Origin of the sequence: Photobacterium rosenbergii (assembly GCF_003026455.1) — a bacterium.
In the GTDB taxonomy this organism is placed as follows: Bacteria; Pseudomonadota; Gammaproteobacteria; order Enterobacterales; family Vibrionaceae; genus Photobacterium; species Photobacterium rosenbergii.
Genome location: NZ_PYMB01000003.1, coordinates 521,241 through 537,257, shown reverse-complemented (window position 1 = coordinate 537,257; position 16,017 = coordinate 521,241). Strand labels below are relative to the sequence as shown.

Here is a 16,017-nt window from a genome sequence, read left to right as displayed (position 1 = left end):
CCTAATTTTCATCCCTATTTTTCGCTCAGCGCACCTTCATTGCTGCGCTTTGGTGATGTTTCAACAGTGTCTATTTCAACGCTGCTTTCTGATACAGGCTGTTGCTCGCTAGCTGCTGTTTGCTCATCTTTGCGCATCCAGCCATGGTATTTTTCAACCAAAGTGAGTAGTCCTTGTGGAGCATTAGCCTGTTTCCATACCCCAGCCGTGTACTTCGCAGCTTCACTCATGGTTGGATAAGGGTGTACGGTACCGAGGATTTTATTCAGACCTAGGCCGTGGCGCATTGCAAGGGTAAATTCAGCAAGCAACTCGCCGGCATTATGACCAACAATGGTCGCCCCAAGGATTTTATCCTTACCTTTTGGTGTGATCACTTTGATAAAGCCATGATCTTCACCATCGGTAATAGCACGGTCCAAGTCATCAATTCCGTAGGTAACAATATCAAAATCAATACCTTGTTGCTTGGCTTCTTTTTCATTGATACCGACACGGGCCACTTCTGGTGAGGTATATGTTGCTGCTGGCAAGACTGAATAATCAGCTTTGAATTTCTTGAACTGACCGAATAGCCCATTGACGGCGGCATACCATGCTTGGTGAGCAGCGGCATGGGTCAATTGGAATGGACCGGCAACATCGCCAACGGCAAAGATGTTCGGGTACTTAGTTTGAAGGTATTCATTAACTTCCACAGTACCACGATCAGAGGTTGTAATACCCAGTTTCTCAAGGCCGAAGCCTTGCACATTGGCAACTCGTCCAAGGGCGAGCATGACGGCGTCAAACTCAATAGTCAGTGATTCACCGTTTGCCGTTTCAAGCAAGACACGCTGTTGTTCGTTACCTTTCTCGTCAGAAATAGATTCGAATTTAACCGCTTTATGGCCAGTTTTAATGTCTACACCATCTTGCTCAAGGCTCGACTTCACCAAACCAGCCGCATCATTATCTTCCCTAATAAGGAGCTGTTCCGCCATTTCGACCAAGGTGACATCGCTACCTAGGCGCTGGAAGCTTTGTGCTAACTCACAGCCGATAGGACCACCACCCAGAACCAAAAGTCGCTTAGGCTGTTCTTTCAAAGACCAAATAGAGTCAGAGGTCAGGTAGTTAACCTTATCCAAGCCGGGGATACCAGGTACCAGAGGTCGGGCACCGGTTGCAATCACAATGTTACGGGTTGTAATACGCTCTCCGTTTACTTCGACTTCCCATGGCGACAGGATAGTTGCTTCACCTGAAACACAGTTTACACCCAGTTTGCTGTAGCGCTCGACGCTGTCATGGGGTTCGATTTTACCAATGACGTTGTGGACACGCTGCATGACCTTGGCAAAATCCACCTTGGCTTCACCGGTCTCGATACCAAAATCTTTGGCACGGGTGATCTCAGCCATGGTATGGGCGGCACGGATAATGGCTTTTGAAGGGACACAGCCGGTGTTTAGACAGTCACCACCCATTTTATGGCGTTCAATCAGGGTCACTTTGGCTTTAACTGCGGCTGCAATGTAAGCACTGACCAAACCACCGGCGCCAGCACCGATCACCACCATATTTTGGTCAAAATGGTTTGGTTTCTCCCAATCAGCGTAAACGCGGCGCTTGTTTATAATTTGCATGATGGCTTTTGCGACAAGCGGGAAAACCCCCAACAGAGCCAAGGATACCAAGACAGGAGCGGATATAATGCCGCTGAGTGTATCGATCTGGCCGAGTTGAGTACCGGCGTTGATATATACGGCGGTGCCTGCAAGCATACCCAACTGGCTAACCAGATAGAACATGCGTGTAGAAATCGGAGTCAAGCCCATCAGCAAGTTAACGATGAAAAACGGAAAGACCGGGATCAAACGTAGTGTGAATAAGTAGAAGGCCCCGTCTTTTTCTATGCCTCGGTTGATCGCTGACAGGCGGTGACCGAACTTCGCTTGTACCCAGTCGCGTAGGATAAAGCGGCTGAATAGGAAGGCGAGGGTAGCACCAATCGTGCTGGCAAAGGAAACCAGTAACAGGCTCCACCAAAAACCGAATAAGGCGGCACCGAGCAAGGTCATAATTGCAGCACCTGGCAAAGACAGGGCTGTGACAACAATGTACAGGACAAAGTAAACCATGCTTGATAGGAAAGGTTTGGCATGGATGGTGTCAGTCAATGCGATCTGCTGTGCCTTGGCTTGTTCTAGGGTAAAGTACTGGCCAAGATCAAACGCAAACCAAACAGCAATCAGGGATACAACAATACTGATCACCAGCAGTTTTTTTCTGTCCATAATTTGCTCCTTATTTGTCCGTATGAGTAGGGGCATCAGTGGATTGCTGCTCACCGGGCTGGATCGGAAGTGAACAGAAACCTTGCTCAGGTACATCAAGTGCAGTGTTAAATTTTGCCGACAGGTTCTGGAAAGCGACCAGTGCGGTTAAATCAACAATAGCATCTTCATCAAACCATTGTTTTAAATCTGAAAGCATTTCATCAGTAACACGCTGACCAGTAATTGTCATCGCTTCAACATAGCCCAGAACTGCTTGCTCTTGTTGATCGAAAAGTTCGCTGTGCTGCCAGTTTGCGAGTGCTTTGATTTTCTCGACAGAATCGCAGCGCTCAGCAAGCTTCATACCGTTGGCATCAACACAGAATGCACAGTCATTTAGTTGGGAAACCCTGACGCAAACCAACGAACGAAGCACTGGGCTTAATGGGGATGAGCGGCGATCTAAATAACCAAAGAAGCCGGCAACAAGCCAAAATAGCGTAGGGCGGCGCCCCCACAACTTAGCGGGATTCAGAACTTTGCCGTAGTGGCGTTTTTGTAGCCATAGCAGTGGCTTGATAAATAGTGAGTAGTTTTCTTTGGCGGAAATGCGCACGGTGACCCCTTGTCTCTTTGTTATGCTACTGTGAGCCTATCAGGATAGCGGCGGTAATTATTACCGAAATTATCAGATAGTTATGAGACAAAGACCTTACTAGGAAGCAAATTATTTCACTGTGGGCAGAAAAAAGTGGTTAGTTGACCGATATTTGTACAGCTTGTGGTTTTGACTGAGTGATCACCTTATCAGAGGTGAGTTCAGTGAGCACAATATAGCCGCAGGCCATCAAAGGGACAAAGGCAAGCAGCATAGTTTTGCCAATATGGTAATTACGGTACCAGTACTTGCGTGCCCTGATTTTCAGCAGCAGGCCCCAAAACAATAAAAACGCATTCAAGCTAGCGATAGAAACCAGTAAGTTGTGAAGTGACTGATAGGTGGTGATGTTATTCTGTACAAGAATAAAAGCGACGAGGGGAGGAAGCAGGCTAAACAAAACAAGTAAGCGCATAATTCGCGGCCACTTGCCAAACTTATCCTTGAACATTTGATCGCTCTGTCCTGGAAAAGGTTTGGAACAGTTCATAATTACCCCCTGGTGCTATTTTGAAACATATTTTACAAGCGTGAGTTTGCAATAAAAGGGTGTTGAGCGATTTATAAACAGTGTTGTGAGATAATTCAATATTTAACGAAAATTGACAAAAAGTTGTCAATGGAATGATTGATTATTGACACTTATCATTGACGGAATAAATATAAAAAAGAGACCGTAAAGGCCTCTTTATATATATGCACTTTGTTTTTGCTAGCTTAATTTTGCTAGCAGTTCGGAGCGTCTATCTTTAGGAATAACCGACCAGTGCTGGCCGCAGATAGCTCCCTCTAGCGCCCATAACAAATCAATACTCACATTGCCTTGATGGGTATCTTGCAATGCTTTAAAGGCATTGATAGAGCCTGCTTCCATCAATTCGTCCACAGTGCAAATGCCCGCTTTCTTGAGCATTCTTTCATTTGCTAGACGAAGGTTTGGTAGGTCTTTTATTCGGTCTGGTGATGCTTTTTCTTTTGTTTCTTTATCAACATTTGCAGCATCAAGAGAACGAGTAGCCTGCTCAATGATCTTTCCGGTGTCATTCCACCATTCATCAGGAATTGCGTAATGTTTTGTTACAACTGGAAAGCCACGTTTTTTATATATGTACGGTTTAAGCCCTGCCTTTTTATATTCTTGTTCGTTTTTTGCGTTAGCACGAAGATGAAGTTTGTCATTTACGACGAGTGCAAACATTGTTTCACCCGCAAAAATCCCAAAGCCACCAAACATTGAACGCGATTTAACGTTATTGAAACAACTAAATAGGCGTAAAGATTCTTTTAAAATTGGTTTGTCCATGCTTCTTCTCGGTGAAAATTTCTTGGGTCACCTAACAACAGAGCGAGGATTCAAGAATAGCAAATATCAATACATTACACTGTCAGGAAAAAGTAAGACTTTCTTGACACGAGTTGCTATATCCATCGGCAACCCCGCTACCATAAGTTGACGGATTTAATAAAACCTGACGACTCTTAGGCCGGAAGCTTTGCGTCCCTACCTTTCGATAGGTTTGCCTTGTTCGTGACAATTTAAGAATATCTCAGATGATATTTTTGAACTTGATCGCAACTTTGGAAATGTGATGTTGATTCCAGAAATTGCCGTCTAAATCTGCTCGTGAATAGAAATTTTCACCCCAAAACAAAAGTGAGCAGCCATAAAAAACGGAGGCATAGGCCTCCGCTTAGATTCTAAAAAAGTAAACGCTGTCGGTTACTTAGTTCATTTTTTTGACCGAGTTACGAATCACCAATTCAGGCACCATTTCGAAAACCTGGGTTGCATGTTCTTTGTCTTTGACTCGGTGCATTAAAATTTCGACTGCGCTTTTGCCTAAACGACGTTTTGGCTGGTGAATAGTGGTAAGCGGCGGTGAGAAGTAAGGCGCCAAATCAATGTTGTCGTAGCCGATGATAGAGATATCTTCAGGTACGTTGATACCTGCCTGCTGGAAGGTACTGATCATCGCCATTGCCATAATATCGTTGAAACAGAAAATCGCACTTGGGCGTTCTTCCATCGCAATGATTTGTTTGGCGGCAGTTACCGCTGACTCACACTCGAAGTCACCTTCAAGAATCCAATCTTCTTTGACCTCTAGGCCAGCCTCGCTCATGGCTTTGCGGAAACCTTTCAGGCGTTCACGACACGCTGTTTTCTCACTGTGACCAGTCAAACAGCCAATGGCTTTGTGGCCATGCTCGATGAAGAACTTGGTTGCGACATATCCACCAAGCTCGGCGTTATCTTGGATTTTGTCAGTATGCGGGCTTTCTGGACCCCAGTCCATAATCACCATTGGCGTTTCTTTTTGGCGCTCAAGCAGGCCTAGCAGTTGTTCATCTAGGTCTGAACACATAACAAGAAGGCCATCAACACGCTTTTCGGCCAACATGCGCAGGTAATCACGCTGTTTAGACAGGTTACCTTCGGTATTACAAAGGATCAGGGTGTAGCCTGCACCGTAGCAAAACTCTTCAACGCCATGGACGACTTCTGCAAAAAACGGGTTGGTTGATTTAGTCACCAACATACCAATGGTTCTTGTTGTGTTGCATTTTAGGCTTCGTGCAACTGCACTAGGTGCATAATTCAACTCGTCTACCGCAGCCAGCACTTTCTTTTGGGTTGCTTCTGCGACGAAGCGAGTTTTGTTAATCACGTGAGAGACTGTCGTTGTAGACACACCAGCCATACGTGCAACATCTTTAATCGTTGCCATAGTTATTCTTCTAATAATAAAGGTCAGAGAACCTTATAAATTAATCATTTACTCAACAGAAAAATGAACTAGTTCACCGTCTTCTATTCGAGTAGCTCATTTTTCTGTTGGGTACAAAAAGCAGAAACGACAAATGGCCGCATCTCAAATGGGCGGCTTAATCCTGTCGGTTTTGCTGCGTACCAGCATAATGTGCATATCGCACATGTTGCATGGTTTAATCGCTTGCGTTCACATTTTACTTAGTGTGGCCTAGAGTGCAATGCTTGTTATCTCAAATTGCAATTTTCGTGGTCTACATACGCTTTTCTGCTTGCGAGAAAGGCAACGGGGCCAAATTTTGGCCCCGTTGGATTCCATTTTGATGTGTGCTTTTTAGGCTGCGGCCGGAAGCACGATGGGGTAGCCATCGACAGGGTGGCGGGTAATACAAACAGGCCAGCCGTACACCGACTCTATGGTTTCAGCCGTCAGTGCCTGGTGAGGTGTACCGTCTGCTTGTATCTTGCCGTGATTGATAATTACTAGTCGGTCTGCATATTGGGCCGCGAGGTTCAAATCATGAATCACTATGATGACGGCAGCTCCCGCCTGTGCCATCTGTTTGGCCACAATCAACGCGTTGTGCTGGTGGGCAAGATCAAGGGCAGATGTAGGTTCATCTAGCATTAAGATGCAGTTTTCACCCGCTTGGCTGAGTTGTGTCAGTACCCTGGCAAAATGTACCCGTTGTTTTTCACCGCCAGACATTGTTGTGTAGAGGCGCGGCCCAAGGTCGGTTACGCCAACCATTTCCATTTTCTGGTGGGCGATCTGTTTGGTTTTCGCATTGGGTAGTTCAAGCGGCAATGCCCCTAGTTCTACAACTTCTTGTGCGGTGAACGCAAAGGTCAGCGAGCTGTGTTGAGGCAGGACACCAAGATGCTTAGCCAGTCTTCCTGGCTGCCAGTCTTGTCGGCGGTGACCGAAAAGGTCAACATCACCTTTTGCCTCAACCTCACCGCACATCACTTTCAGCAATGTACTCTTGCCAGCGCCGTTAGGGCCGAGCAAAGCAGTCAGTTGACCGCGTTTGATTTGAAGCGAAAAGTCATCCAGTAGGGTTTTACCACCTAGGCTGAGCGATAGGTTACGTGCCTCGATGGCAATATCACTGTTTGCGCCTTGTAATTGCACTGAGTTGGCTAACTGGCTCATGACAGTCTGCCTCTTTGCTTGATCAATAAGTAAATGAAGAATGGTGCGCCAAGTAGGGCTGTGATGATACCAACAGGCAACTCTGCAGGAGCCGCAACAACACGGGCAAGCATATCGGCAACTAGCAAAATAAGGGCACCTAGCAAGGCTGATAGAGGTAGCAAGGTTTTATGGTTCGGTCCTGAAATCATACGGCCAATATGAGGGACAATCAGTCCGACAAAGCCAATGACACCGGTTAGCGATACGGCAATACCGACGCCTGCAGCGCATAGTAGGATCAACATGCGCTTCAAGCGCTGGACATTCACACCAAGGTGCTTGGCTTCTGCTTCTCCTAGCAAAAAAGCGTTGAGGGCGTTGGCGTTGCGGTCGAAAGAGAACAGCAGGCCAAGCAGAGTAATATAAGCAAGGGCAATCCCCGGCCAAGTGGCTCCAGCGAGGGAGCCCATTGTCCACAAAGATAAATCACGCAATGCCTGATCATCTGCATAGTAGTTCATCAGGCCAAGCGCAGCACCGGATAAAGCGCCGATAGCAACACCCGCTAAAAGCATAATGGTGACCGAGGTGCCATTTTTATCTGTACCGAGCTGGTAGACCAAAAAGGTACTGACGGCACCGCCGATGAAGGCGAAAACTGGGACAGTGCCTAGTGTCAGTAGCAGCGGAAAGCTAGCCGCCAGCGGGGCAAAGATAACAATGGAAAGAGCGGCACCAAGGCTCGCACCACCTGAAACCCCAATGATGCCGGGATCCGCCAGCGGGTTACGGAACAGGCCCTGCATGACTGCGCCACACAGTGCCAAAATGGCACCTATGGCCATACCAAGCAAAGTACGCGGCAAACGTATTTGATGGATAACGATTTCAATATGGGCAGGTAAATCCAATTGGACAGGCAATAGTGCTTTGAAGCTGTCAGCGAAACTGATATCCATCGGCCCGACCGCAATCGAGGAGGTAATAGCAAACACCAGAAACGTCAGGCCAACTGGGAAAACGATGCTGGCTGGAATTCGTTGTAACTGCATCATAATTATTTTGCTTAATTGAACGGCAAACCGTTATTAGTTGTAAAACACTTGGTTCAGGCGTTCTGCTTCGCTTAGGCTTTTCAAGCCAAGGCCGCCAATCAGTGCTGTCCCATCAATGGTTACAACCGCTTTGTTTTGGCCTGCAGGTGTCGCAGAGAGTAAAGGCATCTTCTTGAGTAGGTCATCAGCAGACCCAATTTGGCTAAGAGTACGAGAGCTCAGTAGGATGATATCAGGCTGCATTTCAACCATAGCTTCAAGGGAAACTGGCTTGTAAGAATCGACGGCATCGGCTGCTGGGTTGACGGCACCTGCAAGGCGGATAACGCTGTCAGCGGTCGTATTTCGGCCTGCAACATTGGCTGGGCGGCCTTCGTGGATCATTAGGAATAAGACTTTTTTCTTATCGCTGTGTTTCGCTAGGTTCTGGTTGATTGAATCAATTTTTTCTTGCACCTGTACCTTGAGGTCTTGGGCTTCCTGCTCAGTTTTCGTCAACTCGCCGACTTGCTCGATACGTGTCATAAGATCGTCCACGGTTTCACCGGAGTTGACGACGTCCACTTTGATGCCTGCTTGTTTAATCAAATCCAATGTAGTTTTAGGCCCCATTTCATTCGAGCCAAGCAAGCGGGTAGGGCTTAAAGCGATTAGGCTCTCGGCAGAGAGTTGGCGATGATAGCCAAGAACCGGCATATCTTCTTCAACCATTGTTTTACTCGTTACATCAACGGCAACGAGTTGTTCCTGTGCACCCATGGCATTGATAATTTCGGTAATCGCTGCCCCTGCACTGATGATGCGCTCACTGGCATATGATGAATTTGCAGCGAGTATTAATGCGGTTGCTAGAGCAATACGCTTCATGATTTATCCTCTTCCATTAATAACTGTGTCGCCTTGATTTCATTTTGTTGAAGAAAAGCGAGGAGTTTTAGCATGTTTTCAACCGAGCCAGCCTTATCCGCACCGATCACGACGGGCTTATCAGGGTTGGCTTTTACTTCTTTGAGAAGAGCGGTCTTGAAGGCATCCCAGCTGTCAATTTCTTCCCCTTGAAGTGCCCAATAGGGTTCCGCAGAGGTGATGTTGACAGTAATAGGATCTGATTCTGTTTCTTGCAGTGCCCGCGTTTCTGTCTGAGGCAGTTCGACATCTAGGGACTGCAGCTTCACACTCGCAGTCAATAGCAGGAAAACCATGACAATGAATATGATGTCGAGCAGTGGGGTAAGGTCAGGCCTGAGCTCATCATCACTGGTAACGCCTTGATGAGTTCGAATCATGATACAGCCTCTACCTTATCGGCTTTTGGTTGGCAGTTGGTATCAAGTGAAAGCCCTTCCAGCCACAGGTTGCAGTGGTTAAGGCTATGCTCAAGCTTTGCCGTTACTTTATCAGCCCAAAGGCCTAACAGTTGTGAACCGGTGATGGCAGGCAGGGCAATGATCAAGCCTGCAGCAGTAGTACGCATGGCTAGACCAAGGCCATCAGCAAGATCGTTCGGGGTAACGGCTCCGGAGCTCATTGCAATACCTTTGAACATTTCAATCAAGCCAAGGACCGTACCCAGTAGGCCAAGTAGGGGGCTGATGACGCCGATAAGACCAAGTAGGCGTAACCCAGAACGAAGCTGTGAGCGTTTTTGTTGCAGCCAAATACCAGCCGCATCTTCGCGCAACGGTTTGGCAAAATGACGGTGCGAAATCAGCATTGATACACCTTTGAACAGTAAAGGGCGCTTTTCCTTCAGTGAAGTTGCTAGCTGGTCGAGTCCGGCTTCATCCGTACGGCTTTGTTTAGCTAACAGTGCATCAATTTTACTTCTGCCCACGCCAGTGCATAGCAATACCTGTATACAACGTTCGATGAGTATCATTAGCGTTAGTGCCGAGCAGAGCAGCAAAGGCGCTGTCATTAGGCCGAATTGGTTTTGTAGGGAGTGAAACATTTCCATGAGTGAATCCAATTAATTGCTAGTCCAGCTTAAAGCGGACAGGAACTTGTACGCGATGGGCAATGGCTTGGCCATCAACAATATGGGAAGAAAAACGCCAGCGCTTGATAGCCTCTAGGGCTGCATCATCAAGGATCTCTGTACCTGATGACTTCAATAGATTTTGTTTAACCTGCTTGCCGGATTCATCAATCCAAATCTCAACCAGTACTTGTCCTTCAATACCACGACGTTTTGCTATTCGAGGGTATTTAACAGGGCTCGGCCGGGTGGCGAACGTTGGTTTTGTCACGAGCTGAGGCTCACTATTTACTCCTGAAGCGGTCTGAGCGGGAGCCGGTGCCGGCGATTTAATCACTTCTTCAATAGCTTTAGGCTTATCGTTCTCAACGGGCTTCTGAACAGGTGTTGGTTTCTTTGCGACCTTTTGTTCGACCTTCTTCTCAACTGGTTTTTTCGGTGCAGGCTTAGTGACCTTTTTTATCTCGGGTTTAGGCTCAGGCAGCTTTTTCTTTACCAGCTTTTTAACCGCGGCTTCTTCTTTAACGACTTTTTTAGGCACTTCGACCGGCGCTGGAGGTGTTGGCTCGGCTGCAACGGGCTCAGTGGGCTGAGGAGCTGGTGCCGAGACGAGATTCAACGATACTTTGGTTGAGTCTGTACCAACCGGCATCGCCATCACCATTTTGTTAGGCACAGCTGAAAGCAATAGGCTGTGGGCAAGTACTGATACAACACCTGCAATGGCATATCTCTTCGCGTTCACTGTTTCTCTCCAACCATGCAAAATAATGCTTTATCTGTCTGTAACTATTGAGAAATTGTATAAAAAGCAACTTATCAATTAGCTGTCCAAATCAAGAATGGTTATCATTATCCATGTAATCGAAATAATATCAATTATCATTTGCAATATTATTTAAGGGTGCTTATGATTGCCTGCAAATAAGAGTGGTTATCATTTCACTCAATAAATAGGGCATAGCCCAACAGAAAGTAGTCAAGCACGTTTGCTCAACGTGGTGCTAGAAGTTAACAGCAAAGTACTGTTGCTCTAGTGAGTAAAACTGACAGGTTTCAGCCTGTTGAGGAGGGGCTAGGTATCTAGCTCAACGAATAAGTCGATGATTGAAAAACAAGCATTACAATCTGCTGTGTTGGCGCCGGAACTACTGACCGAAGCGGTGGTAGGAAAGCACACGCCCGATCCACTTCGATATGCGTTTGCTAACAAGCGTTCGGCACATGCCGGTGGTATGTCGGCCATGATCGCAGAGGAAGAGCGACAAGATTTAGCGCGAAAAACACTATCAACAGTGCCGGACAGCCCTAATAGTCGTTGTCTTTATATTCATATCCCATTTTGCCGTGTGCGTTGCACTTACTGTAATTTTTTTCAGTATGCATCTAGCCAATCATTGATCGATGATTATTTCGAAGCACTGATGGTGGAGTTGAAAGCAAAGGCGGCAATGCCCTGGACTCAGGCTGCACCTTTCCGTGCAGTATATGTAGGGGGCGGAACACCAACTGATCTAACCGCTGAACAAGTGACCCGTCTGGGCAAAATGGTGAAAGCTCACTTCCCATTGACGACAGACTGTGAAATTACCCTCGAAGGACGAATCAATCGCTTCGATGACCGTATGTTCGAAGGTGCTCTAGAAGGCGGGTTTAACCGTTTTTCGTTTGGTGTGCAAAGCTTTGACACAACGGTACGTCGAAAAGCCAAACGTCTGGATGACCGCGAGCCAGTTATGGAGCGGATCCAATCTTTGAGTGCAACCAATGAAGCCCCCATTGTCATCGATTTGTTGTTTGGCCTTCCTTATCAAGATATGGATGTTTGGCAGCAAGATCTGAGTGATTTCTTGGACAGCGGCGCACATGGTGTCGATCTCTATCAGCTGATCGAGATGGGCGGCACGCCTATGAAAGGCATGATAGAGAAAGGGCGCCTGCCAGAGCCTGCTGATACGCCGACCAAAGCATCAATGTTTGAATATGGCGTAAACTTTATGGCAGAGCACCACTTACGTCGACTCAGCGGAAACCACTGGGCGCGAGACAACCGCGAACGGAGTATATACAACAGCTTGGCGAAGACATCTGCCGAAGTGCTGCCGTTAGGAGCCGGGGCTGGCGGTAACGTTGGCGGATTTGGCTTCATGCAGCATCGGACCTTGGACACCTATATCGAAGCAATTAAAGCCGAGCAACTGCCACTTGCTATGATGACGAAATCTAGCCCTCAGGCTGTGCTACATGCAGAGATCAAAGCGAGCTTTGATCGTGGTTTCCTATCTGCACGAGATTTCCAGCAGAAGTTCTCGCAAGACATCTTTGCTCTTTGCAAGCCGCTTTTTGAAGCATGGCAAAAGAATGGCTTGGTTAAGTTAGATGGTCAGTACTTATCCTTGACGTTAGCGGGAACGTTTTGGTCTGTGACCTTGGCTCAGTCGATGATTCAAGTTTTACAACAGCATGCGATGGCAAAAGTCGCAGCATAAACGTATTAGAAATAACCAACCAAAATTCGTACATTGAAGTACCTGGAGATAAAACGTGTTTGAAAAAATTTCATTTGAATCGCTAAAAGCTCAGGTTGCAGAACAACTTGCCGCTGAACCTAAACTTCATGCAATGGCGATTGCCGAAACCTTAGGTGTAACTGAAGGTGAAGTCGTGATGGCTTTCCCTGAAGAGTTGGTGGTTGCACTGCCAGGTGAGCAAGCCCAAACGATTCTTGAAGAACTGCCTAACTGGGGCCCAGTTACGACCATTGTTCACTCAATGGCCTCTATTTTTGAAGTAAAAGCGCCTTTCCCTAAAGGTAAAGAGGCACGTGGTTACTACAATCTAATGGGTAAAGAAGGTGAATTGCACGGTCACCTACGTCTTGATCTCGTGACTGACATTGCTTTGGTAAGCAAGCCATTTATGGGGCAAGAAAGCTACTTCATCGGCTTCTTTGCAAAAGGCGGTGAGTGTGTGTTCAAGGTTTACCTGGGCCGCGATAAGAAACGTCAGTTGTTCCCAGAGCAAATTGAAAAATTCCAAGAACTTAAAACTAAATTCAAATAAATAATAATATCCCGGAGAAAGTCAGAATGAATGCTGTAAAGCAAGAGCGCCTTCAAAATCGTTTAGGTCCAGAAATTAAAGAATTTCGCCAGTCTTGCCAGACTATCCAGTTGGCGACCGTTGATGCTGATGGAAAGCCAAACGTGAGTTATGCACCGTTTGCATTGCTTGATGACGGTTACTACGTGCTGATTAGTCAGATTGCTAAGCATGCTCGCAATTTACTCGAGAATCCGCAGGTTTCTTTGATGATGATTGAAGATGAGGCGTCATCTAAAACCATCTATGCCCGTAAGCGACTAACTTTTGAAGCCAACGTCGTTGTGGTTGAGCGTGAAAGCGAGAAATGGCTGGCAGCAGTTGAAGAGTTGAAGTCGCGTTTTGGTGAGATCATCGATGGACTAAGCGGCTTAGAAGATTTCAAGATGTTCCGTTTCGAACCGACTCAAGGACTATTCGTCAAAGGCTTTGGTCAAGCGTTTCAGGTAAGTGGAGATGATTTAGTCGATTCCGTTCACTTGCAAGAAGGTCACCGTCGAATCAAAGACGGTAGCGAAGTGACTCAGCCGACTGAAGAGCTGTAATGTAAAATAAAGTTTTAACTTCCAACAGCCTAGGCCGCTCAACCTAGGCTGTTTTTTTTATCTGTCATTATAAGTGACTATAACAGACAATAGCGGATAGGCTTGATCGTGATCAGCGTCTTGATTATCCAAACTTGATAGCGCAAAAATACGTGTGATAATTAGCATAAAGATAATTATCAACGGATAAAGTCATGTCTACTGATCCTCGCCGCGAAGTGCGATTTGCCTATATTGCCAGTTTCCTTACTCCACTGACATTAATGATCTCAGGCATCATTGCTGTGATTTACTCAGCGTATAAGCTGAACAAGGGCACTGATGAGCTTAGCTACAGCCACTACTACACCATCATCCGTACCTTCTTTTACTTCTTCACCTTCTTTGTGGTGTTAGGTGTAACCGCAGCAACCACTACGGGGATCATTGCAGGAGCGGAGTATTGGGTATACAGCCCTGTATTACATAAAATCTTGCAGGCGATTCCCGTTGTTGGCCTTGTTATCGCTTTGCTTGCCATTGTGAAGTGGTTCATCCAGCATATCCAAGGAATGAAACTCCTTAAGGCTAACCAGCCAATGGAATTGTAATGGTCGGCAGGCCAGGTTGAACTTCCTAAAACCGCCAGATAACGGCGGTTTTTTTATGCACTATATGTTGTTTTGTGGTCAAAGGCGGCAAGCAAAGCCACAAGGTATAAGCCGTGTTTCACTATAATATTAGGGATAAGGATAGTAACGAAGGTGCCTTGTTATGGCGGAAAAAGTGCAAGCCCCAAGTAGCTCCCATACAGACAAAGAACTTTTAGCTCCGAAGGAAAAAATGAGCATGCATGAAGGCATAGCCAACTGGTGTGACTGTTGTGTATGCGAAGCTGAGCCTTATTGGTCGGAAGTTGCCGAACAGATGGGAATCAACATGAGTGACTATGAAGATGGTCGATAAAAAAACACCGCAGCGAATTGCTGCGGTGTTTTAATGAATATATGGGTTGTTCCTTACTGAAGAGATTCAAGTAGGCCATTAAGCTCTTGGATCAGGTTTTCAGTCTCAGGGTTACTTGCTTTCATAGCTGCAAATGTATCAGCCTGAAGTTTTTCCTGCATCGCCATTAGCTTTTCATCGGCAAGGATGCTTTCACGTTGTTCTGCTAGTTGGCGCTTAGCGGCTGCGAACTCTTTAATCAAAGCTTCACGCTCTTCTTCGCTGGTTTCAGCATTGCGTACTTTGTCTTGGATCTCTTGAGCCTGACTAACGAAATCATCAGGGTTGTAACCAATCTCTTTGGCCTTCTCTTTGTAGGCCGCTTCAAAGGCTTTAGCTTGTTCAACAAGCTCTGGATGCGCCTGCAGTGTTTGCTGGCGGATGCTGGTCAGGTCGCGCTGAATTGCATTAATACGGTGAGTCACTTCTTTCTGGCTTGCAACTGTATCGGTTGCTGCATCACTTGCCTTCGAAGCAGGACTGAATGCGAATAAAGTCACTAGCATCAAAGGAAGGGCGTATTTCATTAGGTTGAATACTGAATTAGGTTGTTGCTGGGTACGCGTTTTGCTGTTTTGCATATTTTAACCTTTATCGGTGGTTATCTTCGCTATGTCTGCAATGTATAAAAGCTCCCAAAGCAGAATGTCAGTATTGTGTCATGTATGCTGGATAAGAACTGAACAAGCAGAAGGCTGCCTTTGAATATGGGCTTTGTAAGGAAGGCTAAGTACAAAAAAGCCGGCAATCCATATGCCGGCAAATGAAGATAGTGTTTTTGATACGCTGGCTTCTGCCAGTCAGGTTTATTGTTCTTCGCCTTTTAGGAACTGAGCGTCCAAATGGCAGAATGCGATAAGCACTTGTGTGGCAGCTGCATAGAAACCGAACTGGTCACGCTGTTTCGCTTCAGCGGCAAATGCAGGCAGCCAGTTAAGTAGCATAGTGTTAATAAAGTCTAACTGAGCTTGCATGAGTGGCTCAGCCTGCTCTTGTGAGCCTTGCTGGTTGGCCATGATGATCAGGTTACCCATGAAGTCGAGTTCAACTGCGAGGTGGTCGGCAGGCTCGTTGAATTCTTTACGCTGTGCAATGCCGTACTCTTCCATCAGCTTGTTCATGTCTTGTGCTGGCTTGTCATTCATCAGGCCGCTTTCACCGACATACATAGAGGCATAAGGTAAGGCACCGGATTTAGGTGTGCTCAGGAACAAACCACAGAAATCAGCGGCAAGCTCTAGCTGGGCGTCTTCACGGCTTTCCAGACGGGTTAGGGCATCACGGAATGCTTCAACCGGCTGCTTAAGCTCAGGGGTCATTGCCAAGCCTGACAAGAAAGTGACCATATCGCCACCACGGTACTGTTCGATGTCCTGCTCGGTCAGCTCACGAGCGAAAAGGGATGACATCCACCAATAAATTTCTGCGCGCTGTTCGTTGAAAGCAATAAACTCTTTCATGATCACTCCAAATCAAGGCATACGGTGCTGTGCTCACCGTATTAAAAACATATTCAGGTAGAATAT

Annotated in this window: 18 protein-coding genes and 1 riboswitch; of the genes, 5 read left to right on the top strand and 13 right to left on the bottom strand. The window is 46.6% G+C overall.

Annotated features, from left to right (window positions below; genetic code table 11):
- Positions 1–14 precede the first annotated feature (14 nt).
- From lpdA to C9J01_RS12245, 11 genes are all read right to left on the bottom strand, one after another.
- Positions 15–2,279, bottom strand: coding sequence for a dihydrolipoyl dehydrogenase (gene lpdA, locus C9J01_RS12295; protein ID WP_107298417.1), 2,265 nt, complete (start codon positions 2,277–2,279; stop codon positions 15–17).
- 10 nt (positions 2,280–2,289) lie between these two features.
- The gene (locus tag C9J01_RS12290; protein WP_107298416.1) at positions 2,290–2,877 is read right to left on the bottom strand and encodes a carboxymuconolactone decarboxylase family protein; all 588 of its coding nucleotides are present in this window, start codon (positions 2,875–2,877) and stop codon (positions 2,290–2,292) included.
- Between the two features lie 139 nt (positions 2,878–3,016).
- Entirely contained in the window at positions 3,017–3,409 is a 393-nt protein-coding gene (locus tag C9J01_RS12285) for a DUF3624 family protein (RefSeq protein WP_237156948.1), read from the bottom strand.
- A 222-nt stretch (positions 3,410–3,631) separates the two neighbouring features.
- The gene (locus C9J01_RS12280; RefSeq protein ID WP_107298414.1) at positions 3,632–4,222 is read right to left on the bottom strand and encodes a TfoX/Sxy family DNA transformation protein; all 591 of its coding nucleotides are present in this window, start codon (positions 4,220–4,222) and stop codon (positions 3,632–3,634) included.
- A 124-nt stretch (positions 4,223–4,346) separates the two neighbouring features.
- Positions 4,347–4,451: riboswitch (cyclic di-GMP riboswitch) on the bottom strand.
- 192 nt (positions 4,452–4,643) lie between these two features.
- Positions 4,644–5,648 (bottom strand): substrate-binding domain-containing protein, encoded by a 1,005-nt coding sequence (locus tag C9J01_RS12275; protein WP_107298413.1) that lies wholly within the window; start codon positions 5,646–5,648, stop codon positions 4,644–4,646.
- A gap of 375 nt (positions 5,649–6,023) precedes the next feature.
- Positions 6,024–6,845, bottom strand: coding sequence for a heme ABC transporter ATP-binding protein (locus C9J01_RS12270; protein WP_107298412.1), 822 nt, complete (start codon positions 6,843–6,845; stop codon positions 6,024–6,026).
- Positions 6,842–7,879, bottom strand: coding sequence for a FecCD family ABC transporter permease (locus C9J01_RS12265; RefSeq protein ID WP_107298481.1), 1,038 nt, complete (start codon positions 7,877–7,879; stop codon positions 6,842–6,844). Before C9J01_RS12265 ends, C9J01_RS12270 begins: the two co-directional genes overlap by 4 nt.
- A 36-nt stretch (positions 7,880–7,915) precedes the next feature.
- Entirely contained in the window at positions 7,916–8,749 is an 834-nt protein-coding gene (locus tag C9J01_RS12260; protein WP_107298411.1) for a heme/hemin ABC transporter substrate-binding protein, read from the bottom strand.
- Positions 8,746–9,168: an ExbD/TolR family protein gene (locus C9J01_RS12255; RefSeq protein ID WP_107298410.1), complete on the bottom strand. Its 423-nt coding sequence runs from the start codon at positions 9,166–9,168 to the stop codon at positions 8,746–8,748. Before C9J01_RS12255 ends, C9J01_RS12260 begins: the two co-directional genes overlap by 4 nt.
- Positions 9,165–9,839, bottom strand: coding sequence for a MotA/TolQ/ExbB proton channel family protein (locus C9J01_RS12250; protein WP_107298409.1), 675 nt, complete (start codon positions 9,837–9,839; stop codon positions 9,165–9,167). The genes C9J01_RS12255 and C9J01_RS12250 overlap by 4 nt, the downstream gene beginning before the upstream one ends.
- Before the next feature lie 19 nt (positions 9,840–9,858).
- A complete protein-coding gene (locus tag C9J01_RS12245) occupies positions 9,859–10,605 on the bottom strand; it encodes an energy transducer TonB (protein WP_107298408.1) in 747 nt (248 codons plus the stop codon).
- A gap of 358 nt (positions 10,606–10,963) precedes the next feature.
- On the opposite strand from C9J01_RS12245, the gene hutW reads away from it, so the two are divergent.
- From hutW to C9J01_RS29900, 5 genes are all read left to right on the top strand, one after another.
- Positions 10,964–12,349 (top strand): heme anaerobic degradation radical SAM methyltransferase ChuW/HutW, encoded by a 1,386-nt coding sequence (gene hutW / locus C9J01_RS12240; RefSeq protein WP_107298407.1) that lies wholly within the window; start codon positions 10,964–10,966, stop codon positions 12,347–12,349.
- Positions 12,350–12,404: 55 nt separating this feature from the next.
- A complete protein-coding gene (gene hutX, locus C9J01_RS12235; protein ID WP_107298406.1) occupies positions 12,405–12,923 on the top strand; it encodes a heme utilization cystosolic carrier protein HutX in 519 nt (172 codons plus the stop codon).
- 26 nt (positions 12,924–12,949) lie between these two features.
- On the top strand, positions 12,950–13,507 hold the full coding sequence (gene hutZ, locus C9J01_RS12230; protein WP_107298405.1) for a heme utilization protein HutZ: 558 nt from the start codon (positions 12,950–12,952) through the stop codon (positions 13,505–13,507).
- 194 nt (positions 13,508–13,701) lie between these two features.
- Positions 13,702–14,097 carry a hypothetical protein gene (locus C9J01_RS12225; protein ID WP_107298404.1) on the top strand — a complete coding sequence of 132 codons (396 nt, stop codon included), beginning with the start codon at positions 13,702–13,704 and terminating at the stop codon, positions 14,095–14,097.
- Between the two features lie 163 nt (positions 14,098–14,260).
- Entirely contained in the window at positions 14,261–14,452 is a 192-nt protein-coding gene (locus C9J01_RS29900; protein ID WP_107298403.1) for a hypothetical protein, read from the top strand.
- A gap of 53 nt (positions 14,453–14,505) precedes the next feature.
- On the opposite strand, the gene C9J01_RS12215 is transcribed toward C9J01_RS29900, so the two are convergent.
- Together C9J01_RS12215 and torD are read right to left on the bottom strand one after the other, a co-directional pair.
- Positions 14,506–15,072, bottom strand: a complete 567-nt coding sequence (locus C9J01_RS12215) for a hypothetical protein (protein WP_107298402.1) — start codon at positions 15,070–15,072, stop codon at positions 14,506–14,508.
- Between the two features lie 225 nt (positions 15,073–15,297).
- Positions 15,298–15,951 carry a molecular chaperone TorD gene (torD, locus tag C9J01_RS12210; protein ID WP_107298401.1) on the bottom strand — a complete coding sequence of 218 codons (654 nt, stop codon included), beginning with the start codon at positions 15,949–15,951 and terminating at the stop codon, positions 15,298–15,300.
- Between the last annotated feature and the right edge of the window lie 66 nt (positions 15,952–16,017).

Bases quoted from the DNA above. Each gene is read 5' to 3' on its own strand.
- lpdA (WP_107298417.1), bottom strand. From the start codon at position 2,279: ATGGACAGAAAAAAACTGCTGGTGATCAGTATTGTTGTATCCCTGATT.
- C9J01_RS12285 (WP_237156948.1), bottom strand. From the start codon at position 3,409: ATGAACTGTTCCAAACCTTTTCCAGGACAGAGCGATCAAATGTTCAAG.
- C9J01_RS12280 (WP_107298414.1), bottom strand. From the start codon at position 4,222: ATGGACAAACCAATTTTAAAAGAATCTTTACGCCTATTTAGTTGTTTC.
- C9J01_RS12275 (WP_107298413.1), bottom strand. From the start codon at position 5,648: ATGGCAACGATTAAAGATGTTGCACGTATGGCTGGTGTGTCTACAACG.
- C9J01_RS12270 (WP_107298412.1), bottom strand. From the start codon at position 6,845: ATGAGCCAGTTAGCCAACTCAGTGCAATTACAAGGCGCAAACAGTGAT.
- C9J01_RS12265 (WP_107298481.1), bottom strand. From the start codon at position 7,879: ATGCAGTTACAACGAATTCCAGCCAGCATCGTTTTCCCAGTTGGCCTG.
- C9J01_RS12260 (WP_107298411.1), bottom strand. From the start codon at position 8,749: ATGAAGCGTATTGCTCTAGCAACCGCATTAATACTCGCTGCAAATTCA.
- C9J01_RS12255 (WP_107298410.1), bottom strand. From the start codon at position 9,168: ATGATTCGAACTCATCAAGGCGTTACCAGTGATGATGAGCTCAGGCCT.
- C9J01_RS12250 (WP_107298409.1), bottom strand. From the start codon at position 9,839: ATGGAAATGTTTCACTCCCTACAAAACCAATTCGGCCTAATGACAGCG.
- hutW (WP_107298407.1), top strand. From the start codon at position 10,964: ATGATTGAAAAACAAGCATTACAATCTGCTGTGTTGGCGCCGGAACTA.
- hutZ (WP_107298405.1), top strand. From the start codon at position 12,950: ATGAATGCTGTAAAGCAAGAGCGCCTTCAAAATCGTTTAGGTCCAGAA.
- C9J01_RS12225 (WP_107298404.1), top strand. From the start codon at position 13,702: ATGTCTACTGATCCTCGCCGCGAAGTGCGATTTGCCTATATTGCCAGT.
- C9J01_RS29900 (WP_107298403.1), top strand. From the start codon at position 14,261: ATGGCGGAAAAAGTGCAAGCCCCAAGTAGCTCCCATACAGACAAAGAA.
- C9J01_RS12215 (WP_107298402.1), bottom strand. From the start codon at position 15,072: ATGCAAAACAGCAAAACGCGTACCCAGCAACAACCTAATTCAGTATTC.
- torD (WP_107298401.1), bottom strand. From the start codon at position 15,951: ATGAAAGAGTTTATTGCTTTCAACGAACAGCGCGCAGAAATTTATTGG.